The organism is Pseudomonas sp. GW821-FHT07F05, assembly GCF_059418765.1.
On sequence record NZ_JBWKQL010000013.1, the window covers coordinates 54,013 to 77,330 of the forward strand.

Consider the following 23,318-nt stretch of genomic DNA (forward strand, 5'->3'; position numbering starts at 1 on the left):
TTTTTGGCGTTGCATGCCAGATTCTGAATGGTCAACCAAGGGGGCAAAGCCCAATGAGCTACAGCAAGATTCCGGCCGGTAAAGACCTGCCGAATGACATCTACGTCGCAATCGAGATCCCGGCCAACCACGCGCCGATCAAGTACGAAATCGACAAAGAAAGCGACTGCCTTTTCGTTGACCGTTTCATGGCCACCCCGATGTTCTACCCGGCCAACTACGGTTTTATCCCCAACACCCTGGCTGACGACGGCGACCCCCTCGACGTGCTGGTCGTGACGCCTTATCCGGTGGCTCCGGGTTCCGTGATCCGTGCCCGTCCGGTCGGCGTGCTGAACATGACCGACGACGGCGGCGGCGATGCCAAAGTCATCGCAGTCCCGCACGACAAGCTGTCCCAGCTGTACGTGGACGTGAAGGAATACACCGATCTGCCACCGCTGCTGATCCAGCAGATCGAGCACTTCTTCGCGAACTACAAAGACCTCGAAAAAGGCAAATGGGTGAAGATCGAAGGCTGGGCCGGCGCTGACGCCGCTCGCGAAGCGATCACCAAATCGGTAGCGGCCTACAAGGGCTGATCCGGTTGTGCCCCGCCGAAGCGCTCGCCGCTTCGACGGGGCCACGCTTTAGCTGCACGTCCCCGCCTCCTGCTTTTTGAACACCCCTCCCCCATACATCCCGCTTTTTTTCGCCCTCCGCCCTTACACGAATGTTTAAAACTCGCCTTCCACACACAGCGTGTTTAATTGCGCCGTTAGAATTTCTTATTTGAGCAACACCGCTTGATTCAAACTTCCCTGGCGACCGCTTTAGGCAGGCCTTTGCGTTCGCTAATGGCCTAAGACCGATAATGACATCGGCTTCAGCCATTGTTGATGCAAAAGAAAACAGTGAATGAATCGGCCTACAAAAACGGCCGAACGTTGTAATCCTTACATTCACGCCCAGGCATGACGGCGTGCTCATTTGAACACTTCGTTCATTTAAACGAGCTTCAACCCGCCGTAAACTTCGGCCCATGAATACATCAGGTGATCGACTGCGCGGCCTTTTGCGAGAGTGCCATCTCTCCGCGACGGACTTTGCCGCCAACCGAAAAGTTACGCCCCAACACGTGAACAACTGGTTCAAGCGCGGCATCCCCATGGCGCGTATTGAAGAAGTCGCTGAACTGCTGAGCGTCAACGCGCGTTGGCTGCGCAGCGGCGAGGGCCCGAAGCACCCCGGACAAGACCGCTCAATTGCCCAGCAGCCAGACACTCAACCGCCCCGGGCCGAGCGAAGCGCCCGCGAAGAACTGGAAATGCCGGTCTACACCGAGCTGGAGACGCAAAGCTCCGGCCGGACGGCGGTGGGCGAAATCCACAACCACAAAGTGCGCCTGTCCCGGCGTGTGCTTGAAACCATGGACGTGAAGCTGCACAACGCCATTTGCGTGGCGATGGTCGGCAACAGCATGGCGGACAAAATCCAGGACGGTTCGCTGATCGGCATTGATCGCGGGCGCGTGCAGATCATCGATGGCGAAATGTACGCCCTCGAACACGACGGCATGCTGCGGGTGAAATACCTGTATCGCCTGCCGGGCGGCGGTTTGCGCCTGCGCAGCCACAATTGCGCCGAATACCCGGACGAGATCTTCAGCCGAACAGGTTCAGGCTCAGCACATTCATATTCTGGGGTGGATCTTTTGGTGGTCGACCCTCAATAACCGCCGCCACCCGGCAACGTTGGGGCGAGGCGCGCAATGAGCGTGTTTCAGAACTGGGCAGATGCCAGCAACATGGGTATCCTGCACGCCTTCGTTTCAGCACCCGTCGGCCACACGCCGATGGGTGATCGACCTGGCACCGTCTCCGTGACCTGCCCGGTCTACCTGACAAGCGCCTCCTTGCAGCGCGCACTTTTGCGGACGGGTGCGGTTAGCCAAAAACTAATCAAACCCGTCACCGAGAAGCCGGCCACAAGCCGGCTTTTTAATTCTCCGAAATATTCGCTAAAGATTGCGCAATGATTTCGTTTTGATATCATCAGGTGACTACACTGGCATTCTGGATGAAGTCATAATGGTTAAAGTTGCGAAGGAACGTAAAGAAAAGCTTTCAATCTACCTAACAAAGAAGCCAATAGTAGATGATATCTTACTACTGAAAGTCGAGAATACCGAGCCATTCACAGAACTATTCATCGAAGGCTTCGACTCCTCGAGGCTTTATATAAAAAAAACTCCACCCGAGCATTCACCCCCCTGGACCAAACTTTTTACTGAACGGGAGGAAGTTAAAAAAAATGCTTTCGGATCGTCACAATCTATAGGTGCAGTACTTGTCGTCACTGTTAACTCTTCAAAATTCATCCTAGCATTCGGCACTGGCTTCCATTTAATTAATGATGACCATATTGAACGTGATTTCGGCTTACGCGTTACGTTGAACTCCGTAGAGCCAGCAAAACTTAGAAGCCTTGATAAAGCAAGCTACGACCATAATCCTCTTAACTATAGAACTCAAAGCACCAAGGAAGTCGACATATTTGACCTCCACATGAACTCAGAGTTAGAAATGCTTTATGCAGTCACTGGCGTGTCGTCAGTCGAAAAATTCGGTACCCAAATCACGGGCAGAGATGCACTAACGATCCTAACGGAATCGAACCTGGATGGGCTACCTGAAATACTTGAAGAAGCTATTCACAGATGGGAACAACCACTACCGGAAGATTTCGAATGGGTAGACAACATAAATAAAGTTCGAGACAACGAGGAAATTGAAATACTTGATCTTGAGTTAGATAGCAGATTCACAAAACATGACTACTCCGGCTTCTGGCTTGGTGAACCCGAAATTGTGGACTGGGAAAACCATGTTGGCTACTCCTTTGATTTGTATCCGAAGACTGAACGTCACGTAGTGTTGCATCTCGACGACTTGATAAATCACCTTAACCAAAAACACGCATCGCTGACAGTAGAAACCTTAAAGAGCTCCAGCGTGCATATAAACAGTCATGAATATCAGCCAATAAAAACATGGTCTGCGTATCGCTGCCTGTACGCTGAACTAAACTACGGCAAGGATAAGTTCGTACTTAGGAATGCTACCTGGTACAGGATAAATCCTACCTTCGTAGAGAAAATAGACCGCCAGCTTCAATCAATCAATACGTACAGACATACGCTGCCCACTTACAGCCACGATAGAGAAGAGGAATATAACTCCCACCTAGAGGCGAGTGATCCTACCATATGCTTACTAGACAAGAAAAACATACGAATCGGTGGTGCGTATGACAAACTAGAGTTCTGCGATGCAATAAAAGATGGCACAGATCTAATACACGTGAAGTATTACCGAAGCTCTAGCACACTTAGCCATTTATTCTCTCAAGGCTGCGTGTCAGCAGAAGCTTTTATCGTTGACGCAGACTTTCGACAAAAACTAAATACGAAACTCCCGCCATCGATAAAGCTACTGGATGCTGAAGCCCGGCCAAACCCTCAAAACTATACAGTCGTCTACGCAGTAGCCACGTCAAAAGCACTTCCAAGTGAGCTTCCATTTTTCTCAAAGGTCACTCTAAAAAACGCTATAAAGGTGTTACGAGGATTAAATTACGGCGTAGCTTTATGCGCCATTCCTGTTGACCCCCACCTCGCCCTAAAAAAGAAAATAAAACCGAAAAAAACTCTTTGACGTTTACCAAAATTTGAAATTCACATTACACCCAGAACATATGCCACTGTATAAACTCACATACCGCCCTGAATAGAACACATTACGCTGCGGCGGTTATCCATAAATCACCAAAAGCAGAGCTCGTCAAATAAACTCTAATGCATAGTGCATTCACTGATGGGAGCTGCTGTTGAAATCTTCTCTGGGACACATCCAATACAGATGCCGTAATTTGGCGATGAGCCTATGTAAAAAAAGCGATATTTACACCAGCTAACTAGGGTCGTAGGCTGATGGGGATCTCGTCGTAGCGAGAAGCGCTTTTTATGAACTGAGCCAGTCGGAGATAAATTATCACTACCTGACCTTACTGAATCCGCCACTGCCTAAATCCCCCTCATCAAACCTTTGAAAAAAGTTTTTCAATCGCTCTACCGTCCATCGCCACTTCGGGGTACTAGGACGGCATATGGTGTTCTGATTACCAAAGAATCCAACCTCGCGCACGGCTTGCGAAAGCGGGACCGTCTGCAGCCATTCAACGCCAACGAAGTATTCGCACCGTTCCAGGTCATCGAAAAACTCAACGTGGTAACTGCCGCGTGTCGCCGCGTCCAATACCGGGACGTCGACGCCATCCCTCGTGACTGTAAACGCGCTGGCCGGCGCAGCGGCAGCGATGACCCGGCATACGCCGACGTAACCTTGCTGCGGAACGTTCACCCAAACTCGGTCGCCTGGTGCAAGTACCCGCAGGGTTTTGCTGTACCAACTTCCGCCGCCCCCGGAGATGAACCCGAACTCGATCGCGTCATCCCACGACCGCGCCATTGATACCCCGTAGGAGCAATAAAACTCGCCATTCCACGGTTCGTTTTGCGATTCGCCCGTTGATGCTGCATTGACCTGAGTCTGCGCAGGATCGAGCAGCCACGACCGACTAAGCAGTTGACGCTCGCCAGCTTGAAAGATCTGAAAGCACAGGACGTTGATCGGGATGTCTCGCTCGCTTAGGTAGGAAACGATGCGCTCGCTGCTTGCGTCTAGTTCTGTGGCGACAATGATCAGCTGGTGGCTATTGTTCAGATCGCCTTCACCCAGCACGCGCCCAAACCGGTGGCGGAAATCGTCGCCCAAACTTCGGCCCGGCCGGAAACGTTTGTAGATCAGCTCGATTTCGTCGCTGCGTAGTTTTTCAATCCAAACCGCGTAATCAATCGCTTGAGCAACGACCTCACGGGGAGTGCGATCCCGCTTGAGCTCAATCAGAACCAACGCACCGTCGGGAGCGACTGCAAGTAGGTCGATTCTTCCGCCCATGCCGGTACTTTCCTGCCGTCCGATGAGCATCCACTCATCCGAGAGGATGTCTGGCGCATTCACGATCATGTCTTCGAGAAACTGCTCGCTTGGCAATCGGCTCGGTACGAGCTTGGTGGGTGCAGCATCAACGGTCCAAATATCCGTTTTGATTGGCAAAGTTAGATCCTTCTAAATAGAAAAAACGCTAGAGCCATGGAGATTGTCCAACAGGCTGTTGGACAAATCTTCATAGAACCTAAAAATTTGGACCTTCCCACCGAGCGGGGGTGACATAGGACCCAGCCCCCTAGCGGCAGGCTAGCCGATTTAACTTTACAACCAAGCCTCGCAAAGCGTTTCCGCCTGATTGAGGATCAACTGCGCCGCCTCCTCAGCTTGATCCGGCGGATATTTGTACTTACGCAAAATCCGTCGAACCAAGATACGAAGTTTGGCTTTTACACTTTCCCGACTGCTCCAATCAACACTGACGTTCGCCCGCAAACTGGCGGTCAGTTCGTGGGCAATTTTGGCCAGGATTTCGTCACCCAGCTCGCGAACCGAAGATTCGTTATTGGCCAATGCATCGTAAAACGCCAGCTCGTCATCATTGATCCCCAGTACGTCACCGCGCTTGCTTGCGGCAGCGAATTTCTTGGCCATCTCGATCAGTTCTTCGATGACCTGAGCCGTTTCGATTGAGCGGTTTTGATAGCGTTTGATTACATTGGCGAGCAGCTCTGAGAACTTCTTCTCCTGGGTCAGGTTAGTGCTGTAACGGCTCTTGATTTCGCCTTCGAGCAAACGCTCCAACAACTCTACTGCCAGATTCCTCTCTGGGAGGTTGCGCACCTCGCTTAGAAACGCGTCATCGAGCAGGCCGATATTGGGCTTGTCCAGACCCACCGCTTCGAAAATGTCTACCACGTCCCCCGAGACCACGGCGTTGCCGATGATTTGGCGGATGGCCAATTCGCGTTCTTCGTCGGTTTTCTTCTGCTGGCTAACTTCACGCTTGATCAAGATCACCTTGATCGCCTGGAAGAATGCCACTTCTTCGCGCACTGCCTTAGCCTCGTCCAAGGTGCAGCACAAGGTAAAGGCCTTGCTCATCGCGAGCGCGTTGTCAGCAAAGCGCTTCTTGCCATCCTCAAGGCCGAGAACATGGTTGGCTGCTCCAGCGAGCAGCTTATGGCCGCCGGCTAAAAAGTCGGTGTAATCGAAACCATGCAGCAGGCTGCGCAATACATCGAGCTTCTCTTCCAACACTGAATAGGCTTCGTGAGCATCCACCGTGGGCCGTCCTTTGCCCTTACTTCCGGTGTACTCCTTGAGTGCTGCTTTCAGCTCATTGGCGATGCCGATGTAATCCACCACCAGACCACCTTGCTTGTCCTTGAAGACACGGTTAACCCGGGCAATGGCTTGCATCAGGTTATGGCCTTTCATTGGCTTATCCACGTACAAAGTGTGGACGCAAGGTGCATCGAAGCCGGTCAACCACATGTCACGGACGATAACCAACTTGAGCGGATCGAGTGGATCCTTAAAGCGTTTTTCCAGGCGCTTTTTTTGCTGTCCGGAATAAATGTGCGGCCGCAATAAAGCCTTGTCCGAGGCACTGCCGGTCATAACGATCTTGATCGCGCCTTTTTCCGGGTCTTCGTCATGCCAGTCCGGACGGAGGGCGACGATTTCGTTGTACAAGTGCACGCAGATCTCGCGACTCATGGCCACCAGCATGGCTTTGCCGGGCATCAGGCCCATGCTCACCAAGCCTTGGTTACGCTCTTCAAAATGCGCGACAAGATCTACCGCAACGCTGTGAATCCGAGGTTCGGCCCCGACCACCTTTTCCAGCGCGGCCCAACGGCTTTTCAGGCGCGACTGCTGGTCCTCTTCCTCATCCTCAGCCAGCTCATCAACCTGTGCATCGATGGCCGGCAGCTCACTGTCCTTCAACGACAGTTTCGCCAGACGAGATTCGTAATAGATGGCGACGGTTGCGCCGTCTTCGGTGGCCTGCTGCATGTCATAGACATGGATGTATTCACCGAAGACCGAGCGGGTGTCGCGGTCTTCGCTGGACACTGGCGTGCCGGTGAACGCCACGAAGGTGGCATTGGGCAACGCGTTGCGTAAATGCTGGGCGTAGCCAACTTGATAACGAGTCGTGGTCTCTGCTGCCTGCCCAACTGGCGCCTTCAGTTCAGCGTTAAAGCCGTATTGAGTGCGATGGGCTTCGTCGGCGATGACGACGATGTTCGAGCGCAGGGACAACACCGGAAACTGGTCTTCATCCACCCCGGGCATGAACTTCTGGATCGTGGCAAAAACAATACCGCCACTGGGTCGATTGGCCAGTTTGCTGCGCAGGTCACCCCGTGACTCAACCTGAACGGGCTGCTCGCGCAGCAGATCCTGGGACAACGAGAACACTCCGAACAACTGCCCATCCAGGTCGTTCCGATCGGTAATCACCAAGATGGTTGGGTTTTCCATCGCCGCTTCTTGCATCACTCTGGCGGCGAAACACGTCATGGTGATGCTTTTGCCTGAACCCTGGGTGTGCCAAACCACCCCGCCCTTTTGGCTGCCGCCGGGACGCGAGGCGGTGACTACTTGCTGGATCGCAGCGCGCACGGCGTGGAATTGGTGGTAACCGGCGATCTTCTTCACTAGCCGCCCGTCATCCTCGAACAACACGAAGTAGCGCAGGTAGTCGAGCAGCATCTCGGGCGCCAATGCCCCGCGCACCAACGTTTCAAGCTCGTTGAACTGTCCCAATGGATCGAGAGTTTCGCCGTCGATGGTTCGCCAGCTCATGAAGCGCTCGGCGTCTGCGGACAACGAACCCATGCGAGCTTCGCTACCATCGGCGATTACGAGGATTTCGTTGTACTGGAACAGATCCGGGATCTGTTCCTTGTATGTCTGAATTTGATCGAAGGCTTTGCTCAGGTCGGCCTTCACATCGGCCGGGTTTTTCAGCTCCAGCAATACTAACGGCAGACCGTTGACGAACAAGATGATGTCCGGTCGCCGAGTGTGTTTCGGCCCCTGAATGCTGAACTGATTGATGGCCAGCCAGTCGTTGCCTTTTACCTCGACCCAGTCGATCAGGCGCACGAAGTCACCCCGGGTTTCGCCCTCCTTCTGGTACTGAACGGGTACGCCGCCGACCAGCAGGCGGTGGAACTGACGATTGGCCGACAGCTGTACCGGCATGCCTAACTCAAGCACTTGCTTAAGCGCATCTTCGCGCGCGGACAGTGGCACCTTGGGATTGAGCTTGTCGATGGCGTTGCGCAGCCGCTCGACCAAAACTACCTGACGGTAGTTGTGCCGCTCGGGGCTGTCACCGTCATGGGCAATGTTCGGCCCGTACAGGTGGGTGTAGCCCACCTCTGCCAGCCAGCTGAGGGTTTCCTGTTCCAACTGGTCTTCGGTCATTCCACTTCACTTCCTGTGTTCAGTTCACCGGCCAGCTCCGCCTCAATCTCGGCAATGCTCGGCAGACTGCGGCCCAATTTTTCGGGTAAATCGCGAAGTAGTTGGTACTCGGCGACACCGATAGGTTTGTCGATGCCCGACAACGCGTACTCGGCCACCAAGCGGTTCTGCTGTTTGCACAACAGTAGACCTATGGTGGGTTTGTCGTCCTCGGCTTTGATTTGCGCATCCACCGCCGCCAGATAGAAATTCAACTGACCTGCGTGCTCGGGCTTGAAGGCAGTCGCCTTCAGCTCTACGACTACATAGCATTTGAGTCGGGTGTGATAGAACAGCAGGTCGATGAAAAATTCATCACCACCAACTTCAAGGCGAAACTGGCGGCCGACGAAGGCAAAGCCGGCGCCAAGCTCCAGCAGGAAACGGGTGATGTGGCGGATCAGACCGGCTTCGATCTCACGCTCTTGAGCGTCATTACCCAGGCCCAGAAAATCGAACAGGTACGGATCCTTCAGAGTTTCCTGGGCCAAGGCCGAATCTGCAGCGGGCAGGCGGCTGACGAAGTTGGTGACCGCCGAGCCTTGGCGCTGCTGCAGTCGGCCCTTGATGTTCAGCTCCAGGGTGCTGCGAGACCAGCCCTGAAGGATGGTTTGTTCCGCATACCACTCGCGCTCGGCTGGACTGTCCAGCTTGGTCAGCACCGTTACTACGTGGAACCAAGGCAATTGGGCAGCAGGCTGCTGCCCAAATAAACCATCAGGGCAATGCTGAGCAAAAAACGCCATGTACTTGAGGTTGCGGCCGGAAAAACCTCGGATATCGGGAAAGGCTTCGGAAAGGTCGCGTGCCAAGCGGTCAATGACTTTCGCACCCCAACCGTTGTGTTGTTGACGTTGCCTAATTTCAACCCCTATCCGGTGATACAGCTGCACCAACTCGGCATTGACCGCCAGCGTAGCTCGCTGTCTGGCTTGAATGATGTCGCCCTTAAGCTGAGTCAGCCATTCGGCGTAGCCCTCTGGCAATGGGGGGATCTGTGACCTGCTCATGCACACGCATCCTCGATTATTTCCTCTGCTGCTGGCAGGCGCAGTTGGCCGGAGGTCAGGCGAGGCAGCATGGTGTCTCGGAGTTGGGTTAGTGTTTTGGCTTGTTTTTCATTAGAAAAAACCATCTGGTGAATCACTTCGGCAACATTATTGAATTCGTTTATTACCGACTCCGGAGGATTAACAACATGGACCCGTTTCAAATCGGCCACGGTTACATGACCAAGTCCCGTTGTCTGTTTGTTCCGCGCAAGTTCCGCAAATACTGGCTTGAGGTTCCTGAGCGTTTGGAGAACGAATGAGCGCTCACTAGGAATATGTGGTAAGACACGAAAAATGTGTTGATTCAGCAACGCCGGGGCATGCCCCCAAACGAAAGTGTCAATGGACGTATCCGGATTGCCTGACCACGAGAAAAGTATGTCCCCGGTCTTGATTAAATATTTATCCATCATGACAACGTCCGAGAAAGCCGTTTGCGAGGTAACTCCAGCTTTTAGCTCCGCAATCTTGATAATTGGAAGACCGCGACGCTCCGCATTCGGTTCAAATGCCTTGTAAGCTGCTCCGTTGATATAAGACGCCATATCGTAGATAGGCCGTGTAGCCCAACCTTTGGGTACCAATCCCAACTTGGACTCTTCAAAACTGTCGGAAAACAGCACGGCGGTAGCGGAGTCCATGCCTTCCGGCTCAACCCCCTCGGCCTTTGCCCGCACTGGGTCGAAGTCGACGAACCAAGATTTGAACAGCGTCTGGACGATGGCCTCCAAGGTGGAGTTGGTTTCATATAGCAGGGCGATTTGGTCGTCGATTGCTCCCAAAAAGCTGCCAATATCTCTCTGTTCCCGCAAAGAAGGTACAAGAATTGGATAATCTTTAATAAGCTTTCCATTCAAGTTTTGTTGCGCGCCGCCATTCTTGAGGTCCACCAACCTGTCATACTGAGATTTTAAATAGTAATAGACAAAACGATAATCGGCACGATCGCAGTCAATCACGAGATTACAGCAAGCTTGATTAGTCGTTAGCTCTATTTTATTTATCGCAACGCGTCCAGCTGTATCGCCGTTGCCATACATAGCCACGATCACTGAGTTCACTGGAACGAGCTTTGCGGAAGAGTTCTTCAACCCAAGCGCGGTTATGAAATTCTCAGTTTCGGTGACCTTAGTGTAGTTAACCTCCTTGGTTTTCAACCAAGGAATTGTACCTCCATCAAAGTACTCAGATATCGTCGACTTTGGAGTGCCTCCAGAGAAAACTTGTTTGCACACGTCCGCAATCGAAAGCTCTTGCCATTCAGAACTCATACCCTAGCCCCCCCAGTTTCTGGCGAATCAACTGATTGAGCTCAGCGCCTTTGGCCATCTGCTCGCTTAGCAACGCAGTAAGGTTCTGCATCTTGTCAGCAAAGGCTTCGTCGTCATCCTCGACCGCCTCGGCACCAACATAGCGACCTGGGGTCAGTACATGCCCATGTTCGGCGATTTCAGTGAGAGTCACGCTACGGCAGAAGCCGGGGATGTCGGTGTGTTCGACAATCTCACCTCCGGCCTCCAGCGGCACCCCGCGCCAATTGGCGACGGTTTGGGCAATGCGCTCGATGTCCCTATCAAGCAGCTCGATCTGCACCCGACTGACATTCGTACCCAGTTTACGCGCGTCGATAAACAGCACTTCACCGGGACGGGCGACTTTCTGTTTGGTCAAGAACCACAAGCAGGCCGGGATCTGGGTGTTGAAGAATAACTGGCCAGGCAACGCGACCATCACTTCCACCACATCGGCCTCGACCATGGCGCGGCGAATATCACCTTCAGTGCTTTGGTTGGAGCTCATCGAGCCATTGGCCAGGACGATACCGGCCCGGCCACTGGATTTGAGATGAAACAGCATGTGCTGCAGCCAAGCGTAGTTGGCATTAGCTTGCGGTGGAGTGCCGTATACCCAGCGCGGGTCGCCGTCTAGGCTGCCGTGCCACCAGTCGCTGATATTGAAAGGTGGGTTAGCTAGAACAAAGTCGGCGCGCAGATCGCTGTGCTGGTTGCGGATAAAAGTGTCGGCTGGCTCACGGCCGAGGTTGAAGTCGATGCCGCGAATGGCCAAGTTCATCGCCGCCAGGCGCCATGTGGTCGGATTGGACTCCTGACCGTAGATAGACACGTCACCTAGCTTGCCGCCGTGGGCTTCGATGAATTTTTCCGACTGCACAAACATGCCGCCTGAGCCACAGCAGGGGTCGTAAACTTTGCCGTGGTGAGGGTTGAGCACCGCAACCAGGGTCTTAACTATGCTAGCCGGGGTATAGAACTGCCCGCCTTTTTTGCCTTCGGCACTGGCGAACTGACCCAGGAAGTATTCATAGACTTGGCCGAGCAAGTCGCGAGCCTGATGGGCGTCGCTACCGAAACCTATAACAGAAATCAGATCGACCAGTTCGCCCAGCTTACCATCGGGGAGCTGAGCGCGGGCATAGCGCTTATCAAGGATGCTTTTAAGTGGCGGATTTTCTGCTTCGATGGCAGCCAGCGCCTCGTCGATGCGCTTGCCAATATCCACCTGCTTGGCATTGGCTCGGATGGACTCCCAGCGCGCTGCTTCGGGTACCCAGAAAACATTCACTTCTTTGTAGTAGTCGCGCTCTTCCAGCTCTTGAGCCAAGAATATGGGATCGTCGCTGCCCAAGTAGTAGTCATCGTTGGAATCGGCAAACCTTCGCTCCAGTTCGCCGCGACGACCGGAGAAGCTGTCGGAAATGTACTTGAGAAAAATCAGGCCGAGCACGATGTGCTTGTACTCGGCTGCGTCCATATTGGCGCGCAGTTTATCTGCGGTGGCCCACAACGTCTTTTCCAAATCCTGCAGGGTGCTGCTGGGCGTGATAACAGCCGCTTTACGCCCCCGCGTCTTTTTCAGCGGCTCGAGTTCTGGCGCTGCATCATTTTCAATTGGCGCAAAACGAGCACGAGCTTGATTGAGTGCCTGCTCAGCGAGAGTGTTGATGGCCTGCTGGGGACCTTTCAGATCCGACATGAAAATTTCCTAAATTCGACGCAGATTAATTGCGCGGTAAAAAATAAAAATCCGGGCGTAAAGGCGTGATCGGGGATTGGCGGCATGATAACCGGTTGATGGCTTTCGTCTGAGCCCCTAAGCGCTATCGACACCCTGATTGCTTGGGCTTATACGACCGTCTATGCAGATTGCCGGGCACATTAAGCCGTTGAGCCTTAGGTGCCAACACTGGACGTGCGCACAGGTAAATTATCCACTCAGATGTTGCTGACGCTTCTGGGTTGGGCAAGCGCCTGCAGGCCTGACATAGCGTTTTTACAAACAATTGGACGAGCAACCTGCCCCGATGATTGACACATCGGGGAATAGCAACTCCCTCCCTGCTAGGCTTATCTCGCCTCCAGCAACGCCTCAAAGTCTGCAGCCTGGATATCCGCAGAGCCGCTCAACATATCCCGTGCCAACGCCCTTCGCTTACTCAGCAACTCATCCAACGTCGCTTCAAACGTCGGCATCGATGCATCCCGAACCGTTGGGTAGTACACGTACACATCCTTCTCCTGCCCAATTCTGTAGGCCCGATCCGTCGCTTGATCTTCCTTGGCCGGGTTCCAGCAGCGAGTGAAATGGATCACGTGGTTGGCCGCCTGCACATTCACCCCAAACCCGACTGCAATCGTGGACAGAATGATGACTGCAAAGCCAGGCAACTCCTGGAATTGGTCGATCAGCTTCTGACGACTATTAGCGCTCTGGCTGCTGGTGCTGGTATCGCCATTGATCACGGTCGCCTTGAATCCGAAATGCTCCTGAATTGCGTGCTGCAACTCCCGCTGGATGTCACGCAACTCGGTAAAGACGATGACCTTGTCGCCGTTCCCGGCTTTTTTGATCGACTCAAGCGTCTGCATCAACCACTGCATCTTCGGCGAGTTGTCGCGCAGTCGCTTGTCGGGCTGAACGCTGTACGGATGGGCGCAAATCAGTTTGAGCTTGTGCAGCAGTCCCAGCATGCCGGAGGTCCTTTGATCGAGCTGCTCTTCGATCTGTTGCTTCTGGCTGTAGGCGGATATCTCAGACAGGTAAAGACTGCGCTGCAAGGCATGCATGTTCAATGAACGACAGGTCGTGTCCTCAATTTTAGCGGGCAGGTCTTTGGCAATATCTTGCTTGGTACGGCGCAACGTCTGCGGATCAATAAGCACTCGGAGGCGTTCCAGCGCGACTGTATCGCGCTCCAATGCCGCTTCGATCGGGCGCTGGTACTCGCGACCAAACTGGTTCAAGCCGCCCAGGAAACCTGGCTGAATAAAGTCGAACAGGCACCAAAGGTCTATCAGCGTGTTCTCGACCGGTGTACCGGTGCACGCCACTCGAAATCTTGCAGGAATGGCTTTGATCGCCTGCGTTACCAGAGCGGCAGGGTTTTTCAGCTTCTGCGCCTCGTCACACACGACGATCGACCACTGTTGACGGGCCAGTGAAAACTCCTGATCACGAAGGGTTTCGTACGTGGTCAAGACAATTCGGGCGCCGCCCATCCACCCCGGCCGCAGTAGATTCTTGATGCCCTTGGCTTTTAAGTCAGCGGGGATTTCATCCTTCTTGAATTTCACTTCGCTCAAGGCAGAGCCATAGAGTTTCAGCACGGTGAAGCTCTCGCTCCCAGTTATCAAGAAGCGACACCGGGGCGACGATCAGGGTCGGCTTATCGTCTGGGTATTGTTCGAGGTACCAGACCAGAAAGGTGAGTAACTGGATTGTTTTTCCAAGCCCCATGTCATCGGCCAGCAAGCAACCTGACACGTCTGAGGGGGACAAGCGGAACAAGTGCTGCAGCCAGGCAACGCCTTGGAGCTGGTGTTCACGCAAGACGACTTCGGGCTTGAGCAAATCGGGCAATTCAGGCGTCGCATCCAATGCGGCGCGCAAGGCTGCCTGACGGATCTGAACATAGGTGGGCTCGTCAATGTTGTGGCCGATTTGCAGCACGGCGCGGCCTACCTTTTCCTGCTGATGGACGAGACTGGTTTCGACGGGTGAAATCTTCTTCGACCATGCATCAAAGAGTTGCTCAGCGGCAGCAATCGAGAGCGGTGTTTCGGACTCTGGCAAGCAGACCGTGTCGTCACCAGCAGCGCGTGCTTCGTCCAGTCGCTGCTCAAAGGCATCGAATTGAGCGCGGTTGGAAGGATCCCAACGCCCCAGAATTTCCGCATCAATTCCCAGCGCCGCCACATCCTTCGGCAACCAGTTTTCAGTCGCCTCTTTGACGAGGAAAGGCGACGTGATTTTTTCCGCTTCTCCTATGCCGGTTACACGGTCGCCATAAAGCGATAGGTCAAGGACTGAGTCAAACTCAATGCCGGCCGCTTCGTTTTGCCACCGTTTGAGTAGATCGGTGATGCCCGCCAACTGGCGCAAATCAAAATCACTGAGCTCCAGCTCATGGCCCTGCCATAATCCGGCGGGCATGCCAGCAGCCAACTTCAGCTGCAACTCGTGCACGAACGGCGCGAGCTCATAAGGAGCGTTGAATTCAATTTCTATTAGCGGCCGCGGGGTTGGCGAAATCGGCTCGAGTGTGAGGTTAACCTGCTCGATGCGCAGTCCCGCTTCATCCAGTTTGGGTTCCAGATGAAAGCGATGAAAGAAGATCCCGGCATCTGCCATGTCCTCTTCGTAGCTGCCGGCGTCCAGCACCTGCGCGGCGCTGTCGCCGAGCGCGCTATATGGGTTGCGGACGAATGAAAGTGCTTCGTCGCCTGCGACCCGACGTCCGGGTAACGAGCGCACGTACTCCAGTACAGATTTGACCTCTGGCTCAATCAAGACGTGGGTCAACGATCCATCATCACCCGTCACCCGGTACCGATCCTGAACCTTATTTGAGCCGTCGAAACTCTCAAGCCAATTAGCCGGCTGTCCTTCGAAAGTAGGTTGCAACTCGATAACGGGCGTATTGCCTACTGTCGACTTTCGCGGGTTGAGGCGCAGGCTTTCAGGTTTGATAACGACGGTCTTGTCCAGGAAATCATCCATGCCGGCACCCGCTTTGCGCGCGAGCTTCCTGATGCTGGCCCAGCCAATTTGGTTGGTTACTTCACCCGGTTCATTTTGTTGAGCCAGATAAAGTTGTCGCACTGCACCAGTCAGTCTCCAGTACGGCTCAGTCAGAATTTCAGTCGTTCCGTGATGCTGAAGGACGGCGCCCGTACGCTGCACTTGGACATTCGCACCGGACTGCGGATCCCGCCACCCACTGATGGAGACTTTGAAGTCGTCGGATGCAAGGCTTCCTTGACTGCTCAATTGAGGGATGAGGGTTGTCTGTGGCGGTAACCCCAAAAGCGGAAGACTTGTTGAATGGTCTGGCTCATCAAGCAGCCTATAAAGCTCATCCCATGTCAGCAGCCAGCGATCGCTGAGCTGGGAAACAAACTCCTCCTCTTCCAACTGATCCAGATAGCTTGCCAGCGGCCAGGAGTCCGCGTTCTCGGCCAAGCTCAAGGGATAACAAATGCCCTGTTCTTCAACGGAGAAAACAGGTGCTGCATTTTCAGTAGCAGCGCTCGGCTGAAGGCCAATGCCTTTTAGGAAACGCTTGAGCATTATTGCCTCCAGAACCGAAGTGGCTGTTGGTTGACCGGCTTAAAGCCCAAGCGTTGGAGCGCCGCAACGGCGGCCAGATTATGTTCTTCAATCTGGACTAGAAACGCACCGCCACGCCCGCGCTGATCGAAGACTTTATATCGGACCGATTTCAAGGCTTCACGCACCTGGTCTTCGAGAGCTGCATGCCTGGATGGACCTGGCGTTCCGGAATGACTCTGTACACGAATACCCAGTTTCTCTAGGGCACTATCAAACTTGCTGAGCCAGCCCTCTATACGATCCGGGCGGCTAGGTGCAGGTGAGTGACGCATTCGATCCAGCGCACGGCCAGGCTGCTTCAGTTCTGTGGCCAACTCGAGCAGCGGCTTATCTGGATTGAAAGGAGAGTTGTCTGCTTGATAGACATAGCAAGCATTGCCAGTGCCGGAGAACTCCACAAAAAAGTAGTTCGCAATTTGCATGATGACTGCGTTGTTATGCCCGGGACCGCCTACAAGCCGACTGAGCCTACCTTTGTTTTTATCACGGAAATGAACGAAGTCCCGCCCACTGTCATGCCAGGCATCTGAGCCCATAACGATTCGGGTGTAACTCATCTGATTAGCGAAACGCAGCCAATAATGCAGGCGGGACTGGTCGACCTCTGCTTCACCCTTGAGTAGATTGAAGAAGTGCTCCAAATCCTCCTTCGCAAACCACGCCACGACCATCGCACAGACGTCTTTCTCAACATATTGCAGCCAGCTATTTTGCTTGGAACGGATCTGCGGACTGCCCCAATTGTCTAGCGCAACTTGTTTGAGCAACGACGATGGCTTTTCTCGATACGCAGCGATGTGATAACGCGATAAACACGCACTGAGGATGTCATTCATGTACCGAGGATGCTGGCGACCAATGTTTACCAGGTCGTCCAGACGCTTCGCGAACTCTTCGTCATCCAGCAGGAAAATCCGTGAGATCAATACGTTGAAGATTCTGCGCCACAGCCAACTGCTGTCAGGGATCTGGGCGATCGTCTGCAATGCGGATAGATCGCTAATTTCACCATTGAACATCTGATCGCCCAGCCTGGCGCCTGCTTGCTCGGAAAATAGCTCCTGATGCTGCTGGACGATTTGCACCCATTCCTTTTCGCGTTTCTGCTGACCTCTAACGCAATCAAAACCAAGCTGTACATCTTGGCGCAACAGACACCAATTGGGATTTTTGTCAGGCGTAGTGGCCTCGTAGCCGAAGTAGCTAAAGCACAACGCCAACCAATCGCGGCGACTCAGCTTTCGCTCTTCGATACGATGATTGATTTCTGTGTGCACTCGGTCAAAGAGCTGCGCATCGTCCAGTATGGGTCCGACTCGCTCGCTCTTGTCCGAAAGGCCGGCAAAAACCAGACGCCACTCTGAGGCGTTGAGCGGCAGCACGTTACGAAATTTGCTTATCGCAGCGCGGCGCTTCTCCTGAGGAGGCGGTAAAGCTTTTTCGGCGCGATCGAATCGTTCGTAAAGATCAATCACCGCAGCACCGAGACTAGGAAATCGCGCCAACGGTTCAGGCGCCGGCCCCGTGCGATGCTTGGAAAGACTCAGGTTAATAGCGGCGGAAAGCCTCGCGATCGGGCTGGTCATCGGTTCATCGCCAACTGACACTTTTCCATGTCGGTGTTGTTGAACACCGGTACTTCTGGCTTGAGGTTCTCTTCCTTCTCCTTCAAGCCGAAGAACTGCATGCGCAACTCCACCCGGCGACTTTCTTCCTTGGTGTCTTTCGCATTGTTAAACGACACGCCGCCTGCCAAAAATATTGATCGAATCTGCTGCTGATGCTCCGCCGACAGTCCCACCTGAAGCGGGCTTCTGCTATCGAGCAGGCTGCACATCACCCACTCGGATCGCTGGAGTGAAAGATGCAAGTTATAGAGGTAGGAGCCGTCCGTGTCTGTGGAACCCTCGATAACAAGCTGCTTGAACCACTTTCGGCCCTCTTCGCTGTTAGCAGCATCCAGTATCATCGGCACAACCTCTTGAAGGGCCGACTGACCATCATTGCTCAGCGCATACTGATTGTGCCCAAAGCGGCCCGCATCTCCGAAGCTGATCCGGTTATCTTTGCAGTCCACAATGATCGTCTTGCTTGCGGTCTTAGCCTTAAGGCTCAGATGCTCGCAAATCTGACTGATGTCCTTGCTACGCTGTTTCTCCCCTTGCTCGGCTTGGTTGATACGTTGGGTCACGGAGCTCAAGGCTGCCACCATGACCACAAGAAACAGGATCATCATTGCGGTCATCAGGTCAGCGAAGGAGATCCAAAACGGCTTTTCGCCTTCGTCCTTTGAACGGGCAGACGAAGGCATATGCTTACTAAACATCAACTAGCCTCCGTTATCGCCTGATTTTTTCCATAATTTCACCGAACTCCTCGAGGCTATCCTTCACCCCGTCTACACCGCCCGCGAGGCTAGTCACAGCTTTATGAAGCTCGTTATCCAGGCTGCCAAGAGTCTGTTTCAGGGCGCTTTCCATGCCGTTACCGAACTCTTTGAAGCCGCTACCCAACACACCGCTAATGTTTTCCAGGTATTCATATACTTCACGGTTAAGCGCTTGCATCCGCTCGCTTTGCAACTTCAGATCATGCAGATACTGGCTGCGACCGCTAGCCTCCCCTTGCGCACTGGCGACAACGCCTTCAATGACGGCAAGCGTTTTCGCTAGTGCTTCGCGGTTGTTTCGATAGTCCGCCACCACGGTACTCAGCTCACGAGATGCCTGTGCAAGCTCAGTACCTGCGCCTTGAACAGTACCCATCAGACCCGCAGTCGACTCACTGGCTCGTGTAACGCTTTGCCCCGCCGTTTCGAACCGTTCAGCTGCCGCTCGCATCTTGTCTGCTCCAAGCTGCATGCTCTGCAAGTGCTGCTCTGTCTGGGCGCTTAACGCTTTCACGGTGTCTTGTGCAGACTTCTGTTGCTCTGACACCGTTTGCAGCAGTGCCTTTACCTGCTCGTCAAGGCCGCCTACCAAGTCGCGTGTGCCTTGATGCAAATCAGCCTGCGCAGCACGGGTGGTTTGATCCATTTGTTGCTGGCCGCGCTCTAATTGCGTGAAGACTGCCGACAGTTGCTCACCGAGCACCTCAACGGAGCCCGCAATTTTCGCCATGGTTTCCTGTTGACCCTGGCCAACGTTCTGTTTTATCGATTCGACAAAGGTCTGGAGGTTCTCAGCCATCGCTTGCTGACGAGCCTCGCTTTGAGCGAACAGCTTTTCCATCTGCTCGGCCATTCGGGCGCCTGCCCCCTCGCCCTCACTGCCAATACGGGAAACTGACGCCTGTAGGCTGGCAAGCATCTCGTTCATCCCTGCTTGCATAGCGCTCTGGCCGGCCTGCATATCCGAAAGCAATTGAGCAATCATGATCGAGCTGTTTTGGGTTGATGACTCGCTCGCCGAACGCATGTCCTGGATCAGCGTCGAGAAGCCTTGCTGCATTGACTGCATGGCCGCAACGGACTGGCCCATCAGTTCATGCAGTCCATTGAACTGTTGACCGAACGTACCTTCCAGCTTGTTCATGAAAGCAACCAGAACATCTTGAAGCAAATTCTGCACTTGCCCTGATTGATCACCGCTTGCGGACTGAACGGCACCCGCGATGGCTTCGAGGGGAGACTTGAGACTGTTCTCGATCGCACTGCTTACCTGATCGGCGAGCAACTGCCCAGAATCACGGTATGTCGTCGACAACGTATCAGCGAGTTTGAGACTTTCTCGAACTTGGGTATCGACAAGGTTCTGCAGCATTTCGCGCAGATCTGTAACCAGACTGTCTTTGAGCTGGCGTGTCTGCACTGAGTTTTCAGCACTGGAGCGAACAAGCTCGGCGAGATACTCCTCGCCAACACCACTATCGAAAAGGCCGTCGATGGTTTCGTTGAGCCCTTCAAGCAGCTTGTAGCAGCGTCCAAGGCGCCACTTCTCCGTCAGCGTTACAGCAATGGAGGCCATGATCGAAATGAAGGAGCCGAAAAAAGCGAACAACACATCTTTCAATAGCTTATCGACGCTGGAGTTAACCAGCTCTGGCGTACTCGGGTCGAAGTGCTGAAGGCCGAGCATCAAGCCGAAGAAAGTCCCCACAATCCCGATACCGGTCAATATCCCTGGCAAGTGTTTGTAGAACTCAGTGCCAAGTGGGGTATCAACGACGCTCTGTGATGAGAAGAAGTGCGCGGCCCCCGCCGTAGCACGGGACCGAACCAAAACTTGCTCACCTTCGCGCACCTCGAATTGATCGTGCAGCGTTTCGGAATATTCGCGCCATAAGTGCTGCATTTGGCTGGGGCTGAATAATCGCTCAAGCTCAGCACGCCGAAGCGGGGCCGCAAGAGTCTTGGTGCCTTCCAGACTTTTGATCAGGCGTTTGAGCTGAGAAGTCAGCTTGAAAGATCTTAAAAAATACCGGGCGAAGTACCACAGGCACAAAACCGAAACCAGCCCGAACACAACGGTCGGTGCGATGAGCTGCTCAGCGGGAGCTGCCTGCCAAAGGTGCAACAGCACTGAAAAATCCACTCTTTCTGCCTCCATCTGCTTTTTTGGGGTTCGCCCTCCCCCGGAGACATCCACAGCGAATCGTCAACCTCGCGTCATTGAAGGCGATGATTAAGATGCGTACGGTGTGGTGAATGTGTCAGGGAACAACGAGTTCGGAAGCAGATGGGCCGCATCACTGCGATACATCATCAGCCCTCCTTGGTCATCTGCGAAGATAACATCTTTATGCCAGCACAGCTCGAGCGGTTTTGGTGAGATGCAGGAGCAGCGGAAAGATCGACACGCTTAACGGCCACTGCTGCAGTGGGCACGTCTTTAAGTAACCTCAATATCTCAGAAAACCATGCACTCGCCAGATCAAGCACGACGATCCCCCTCGATAAAACCCGGCCACAAGCTGCCGGATTTTATCCTCAATGGGCCTCAGGCCACGCCTGCTGCCACATCGTCAGTTTCAGCTGGTCCTATCGCCGGATTCAACACGAACAGATCACGAGCCACGTTCCCGACGGTATTCGTTGTCACCGAATCAAACGTTGCGCCGATCAGACCGCCCAGCAGCGGGACCGCTTTGCCCAGGTTCACGACACCGGTGCTGCCGAACTTGGTGAGTAGCCGGAAGCCCACAGCCTGATTGATCTTCGTCAGGGTCGTGCCGCTGATTTTGTTAATGGAGCTGATCGCCAGCTTGTTGGCAATCGAGATGCCTACATCTTTCAGGATGTCTTTAGCGGCATTACCGGCCAGGCATGTGTAGACCAAGGTTTTGACACGATCGTCGCGTGGGTCGTGGCCGCCTAGGTATGCCATCGCGGTGATCATGCGCAGCTGCACGTACATAACGCTGGCGATGTTCGCCGGGATGGTGACCGGCAAAGTAATGATGCCACCCAGCCCGGTCAGAAAGCCGGAGGTGGCGGCTTTGGTGTTTTGCCAGCGGATCAGCGAGTTCGCAGCGTCGATGGCCGTATCATTGTTCTTTCTGTACTCCGCAGCGAATTCCTCAGCCGACTCAGTGCCGGGGATGCCATCCATTGCTTTTTCGTAGGCCCACTCAAGAGCTTGGTTGAGTTTCGTGAGAGTCAATTCGCTAGCCATTTCCACCGCCTGTCCGTGTATGAGGTTGTCTGCATCAAATTGCTACCGAATTCATATCGACCAATGGATCCAATACTTTACAAGCTTGGATCCACAGCCTGCGTTTCGCTTTAAAACGGGGACTGGCGTCGACGAAGACCGCAGCCATTCAATCCCCCGGATAGCGCACCTCGATCTCGGTATCAAACTCCCCGCCATACCCGGAGTAATCCCTCGGTACCCGCTCAATATCCTCCGCCACCGTTTCAATCACCCCACGTAACTCAAGCGGCCCAAGCCATCGATCCGGAATCGCCTCAACACCATACTGAATACCGAGCAGATGCCCGGCGATAAGCCCTGTGCTGTCGCTGTCTCCGCTGTGATTAACGGCATTGATCACGCCGTCTTCGAACGATGTGGCAGTCAGTGCGCACCAGATGCCGATCGCCAGTGCTTCTTCTGCAATCCATCCGCCGCCAAGCTCGTCGATACGCTCGGGGCTCGGACGATATCCTTCGTAAAAAAAGAAAAGCACGCGCTCGACAAGCGCTCGTGTCTCTTCCATGCCGGGTATGTGGCCGTGCTCGACGAGGCTTTCGGTAATGGCGTGTTCGAGGCTGTCCTGCCGGTCAGCGATGCGCTGGAGAATATCGGCGAACAGTCCGGCCGCCATATACCCGGTTGGGTGGCCGTGGGTCAGACGCCCGGACTCAGCGGCATTGTCAAAAGCATTGCCAAAGAAGGCGCAGGGGGCGACACGCATGACAGCGCCGCAGCCTTTGCTATTGTTTTCGGCGAGAAAGCCCAGGCGCGAACTGGCCTTCAGCGCGCTGACACAAGTGTGGCCAGGTGCGCGGCGGGACCAAAAGGCCCGCTCCTGCACCAGCCAGCCGTCGAGGCTTACGGAGGTCGCAGGCGAGTAATCCTGGGTCATCAGCCAGCGTAACAAGGCATGGTGGATGACGCTGGGCACGTGGCAAATGCCGCGGGAACTCCCACGTACATAAGCGCGCAGCAGACCTTCAGCGGTGAAGAGCATCATTTGTGTGTCATCGGTGATGGCACCTACGCGACCATAAGCTGGCGCAAAATCGACGATGCCCTTCGATCCAAACATTGCGCGGATGGCGCACCATTCAAGAAACTCAACCGGTGCTCCCAGGGCATCCCCCACCGCACCGCCTAGCAGACAGCCTTTGATCCGTTCAATTCTGTTCATCTGTGCTTCCTTACGAGGCCGGCATCATGGTTTGCAGGAGGTCGAGCTTTCTCCTGAGTTGCTCAACATGGGCTTTTTCTGCCCGCAGAGCCGACCGCAGTTCTTTATTCTCCACCTCATGAATTTGCGCCCAGCGCATCGAGCTCTTGCAATCGACGATCAATTGCCAGATATCCTGAAGCCGCAGGCACTGCAAAATCAGAACCACTGCAATGGCGGCCATTAGCACCAGCACCCCGGTCGAAATTGCATCTGACGTTGTCATGTTCACCTCCTTATCGTGAGTTCGCTTCATGCCGAAGACGAGCGCAGGATATGTAGCGTTTCATTACACGTATAGAATGTAGACTTA

At 54.0% G+C, this 23,318-nt stretch carries 14 protein-coding genes and 2 pseudogenes; 4 read left to right on the plus strand and 12 right to left on the minus strand.

Annotated elements, in window-relative coordinates; translation table 11 throughout:
• The first annotated feature begins 53 nt into the window (after window positions 1-53).
• From ppa to AC07RO_RS22130, 4 genes and pseudogenes are all read left to right on the plus strand, one after another.
• The gene (ppa, locus tag AC07RO_RS22115; RefSeq protein ID WP_062384817.1) at window positions 54-581 is read left to right on the plus strand and encodes an inorganic diphosphatase; all 528 of its coding nucleotides are present in this window, start codon (window positions 54-56) and stop codon (window positions 579-581) included.
• Window positions 582-1,021: 440 nt separating this feature from the next.
• A pseudogene (locus AC07RO_RS22120) lies at window positions 1,022-1,754 on the plus strand (LexA family transcriptional regulator).
• Complete coding sequence (locus tag AC07RO_RS22125; protein WP_495087084.1) at window positions 1,751-2,017, plus strand: hypothetical protein; 267 nt, start codon at window positions 1,751-1,753, stop codon at window positions 2,015-2,017. Before AC07RO_RS22120 ends, AC07RO_RS22125 begins: the two are co-directional and overlap by 4 nt.
• A 52-nt stretch (window positions 2,018-2,069) precedes the next feature.
• Window positions 2,070-3,695: a TIGR04141 family sporadically distributed protein gene (locus AC07RO_RS22130; RefSeq protein ID WP_495087085.1), complete on the plus strand. Its 1,626-nt coding sequence runs from the start codon at window positions 2,070-2,072 to the stop codon at window positions 3,693-3,695.
• A gap of 339 nt (window positions 3,696-4,034) precedes the next feature.
• On the opposite strand, the gene AC07RO_RS22135 is transcribed toward AC07RO_RS22130, so the two are convergent.
• From AC07RO_RS22135 to AC07RO_RS22190, 12 genes and pseudogenes are all read right to left on the minus strand, one after another.
• On the minus strand, window positions 4,035-5,156 hold the full coding sequence (locus AC07RO_RS22135; protein WP_495087086.1) for an endonuclease NucS domain-containing protein: 1,122 nt from the start codon (window positions 5,154-5,156) through the stop codon (window positions 4,035-4,037).
• Window positions 5,157-5,312: 156 nt separating this feature from the next.
• Complete coding sequence (locus AC07RO_RS22140; protein WP_495087087.1) at window positions 5,313-8,432, minus strand: type I restriction endonuclease subunit R; 3,120 nt, start codon at window positions 8,430-8,432, stop codon at window positions 5,313-5,315.
• Window positions 8,429-9,481, minus strand: coding sequence for a PDDEXK nuclease domain-containing protein (locus AC07RO_RS22145; RefSeq protein ID WP_495087088.1), 1,053 nt, complete (start codon window positions 9,479-9,481; stop codon window positions 8,429-8,431). The genes AC07RO_RS22140 and AC07RO_RS22145 overlap by 4 nt, the downstream gene beginning before the upstream one ends.
• The gene (locus AC07RO_RS22150; protein WP_495087089.1) at window positions 9,478-10,794 is read right to left on the minus strand and encodes a restriction endonuclease subunit S; all 1,317 of its coding nucleotides are present in this window, start codon (window positions 10,792-10,794) and stop codon (window positions 9,478-9,480) included. Before AC07RO_RS22150 ends, AC07RO_RS22145 begins: the two co-directional genes overlap by 4 nt.
• Entirely contained in the window at window positions 10,784-12,517 is a 1,734-nt protein-coding gene (locus AC07RO_RS22155) for a class I SAM-dependent DNA methyltransferase (RefSeq protein ID WP_495087090.1), read from the minus strand. The genes AC07RO_RS22150 and AC07RO_RS22155 overlap by 11 nt, the downstream gene beginning before the upstream one ends.
• Before the next feature lie 371 nt (window positions 12,518-12,888).
• Window positions 12,889-16,111: pseudogene (zorD, locus tag AC07RO_RS22160) on the minus strand (type I Zorya anti-phage system protein ZorD).
• Window positions 16,111-17,739: a type I Zorya anti-phage system protein ZorC gene (gene zorC, locus AC07RO_RS22165; RefSeq protein WP_495087091.1), complete on the minus strand. Its 1,629-nt coding sequence runs from the start codon at window positions 17,737-17,739 to the stop codon at window positions 16,111-16,113. The pseudogene zorD and the gene zorC overlap by 1 nt, the downstream one beginning before the upstream one ends.
• Entirely contained in the window at window positions 17,736-18,479 is a 744-nt protein-coding gene (zorB1, locus tag AC07RO_RS22170) for a type I Zorya anti-phage system protein ZorB1 (protein WP_495087092.1), read from the minus strand. The genes zorC and zorB1 overlap by 4 nt, the downstream gene beginning before the upstream one ends.
• 13 nt (window positions 18,480-18,492) lie before the next feature.
• Window positions 18,493-20,685: a type I Zorya anti-phage system protein ZorA1 gene (gene zorA1 / locus AC07RO_RS22175; RefSeq protein ID WP_495087093.1), complete on the minus strand. Its 2,193-nt coding sequence runs from the start codon at window positions 20,683-20,685 to the stop codon at window positions 18,493-18,495.
• Window positions 20,686-21,090: 405 nt separating this feature from the next.
• Window positions 21,091-21,765 carry an EcsC family protein gene (locus AC07RO_RS22180; protein WP_495087094.1) on the minus strand — a complete coding sequence of 225 codons (675 nt, stop codon included), beginning with the start codon at window positions 21,763-21,765 and terminating at the stop codon, window positions 21,091-21,093.
• 148 nt (window positions 21,766-21,913) lie between these two features.
• Window positions 21,914-22,966 carry an ADP-ribosylglycohydrolase family protein gene (locus tag AC07RO_RS22185; RefSeq protein ID WP_495087095.1) on the minus strand — a complete coding sequence of 351 codons (1,053 nt, stop codon included), beginning with the start codon at window positions 22,964-22,966 and terminating at the stop codon, window positions 21,914-21,916.
• A gap of 10 nt (window positions 22,967-22,976) precedes the next feature.
• Window positions 22,977-23,231 (minus strand): hypothetical protein, encoded by a 255-nt coding sequence (locus tag AC07RO_RS22190; RefSeq protein ID WP_495087096.1) that lies wholly within the window; start codon window positions 23,229-23,231, stop codon window positions 22,977-22,979.
• Window positions 23,232-23,318 lie beyond the last annotated feature (87 nt).

Coding starts and splice junctions, on each gene's coding strand:
- AC07RO_RS22125 (WP_495087084.1), top strand. CDS start 1,751: ATGAGCGTGTTTCAGAACTGGGCAGATGCCAGCAACATGGGTATCCTG.
- AC07RO_RS22130 (WP_495087085.1), top strand. CDS start 2,070: ATGGTTAAAGTTGCGAAGGAACGTAAAGAAAAGCTTTCAATCTACCTA.
- AC07RO_RS22150 (WP_495087089.1), bottom strand. CDS start 10,794: ATGAGTTCTGAATGGCAAGAGCTTTCGATTGCGGACGTGTGCAAACAA.
- AC07RO_RS22185 (WP_495087095.1), bottom strand. CDS start 22,966: ATGAACAGAATTGAACGGATCAAAGGCTGTCTGCTAGGCGGTGCGGTG.
- zorC (WP_495087091.1), bottom strand. CDS start 17,739: ATGACCAGCCCGATCGCGAGGCTTTCCGCCGCTATTAACCTGAGTCTT.
- AC07RO_RS22180 (WP_495087094.1), bottom strand. CDS start 21,765: ATGGCTAGCGAATTGACTCTCACGAAACTCAACCAAGCTCTTGAGTGG.
- AC07RO_RS22140 (WP_495087087.1), bottom strand. CDS start 8,432: ATGACCGAAGACCAGTTGGAACAGGAAACCCTCAGCTGGCTGGCAGAG.
- AC07RO_RS22190 (WP_495087096.1), bottom strand. CDS start 23,231: ATGACAACGTCAGATGCAATTTCGACCGGGGTGCTGGTGCTAATGGCC.
- AC07RO_RS22155 (WP_495087090.1), bottom strand. CDS start 12,517: ATGTCGGATCTGAAAGGTCCCCAGCAGGCCATCAACACTCTCGCTGAG.
- AC07RO_RS22145 (WP_495087088.1), bottom strand. CDS start 9,481: ATGAGCAGGTCACAGATCCCCCCATTGCCAGAGGGCTACGCCGAATGG.
- zorB1 (WP_495087092.1), bottom strand. CDS start 18,479: ATGTTTAGTAAGCATATGCCTTCGTCTGCCCGTTCAAAGGACGAAGGC.
- ppa (WP_062384817.1), top strand. CDS start 54: ATGAGCTACAGCAAGATTCCGGCCGGTAAAGACCTGCCGAATGACATC.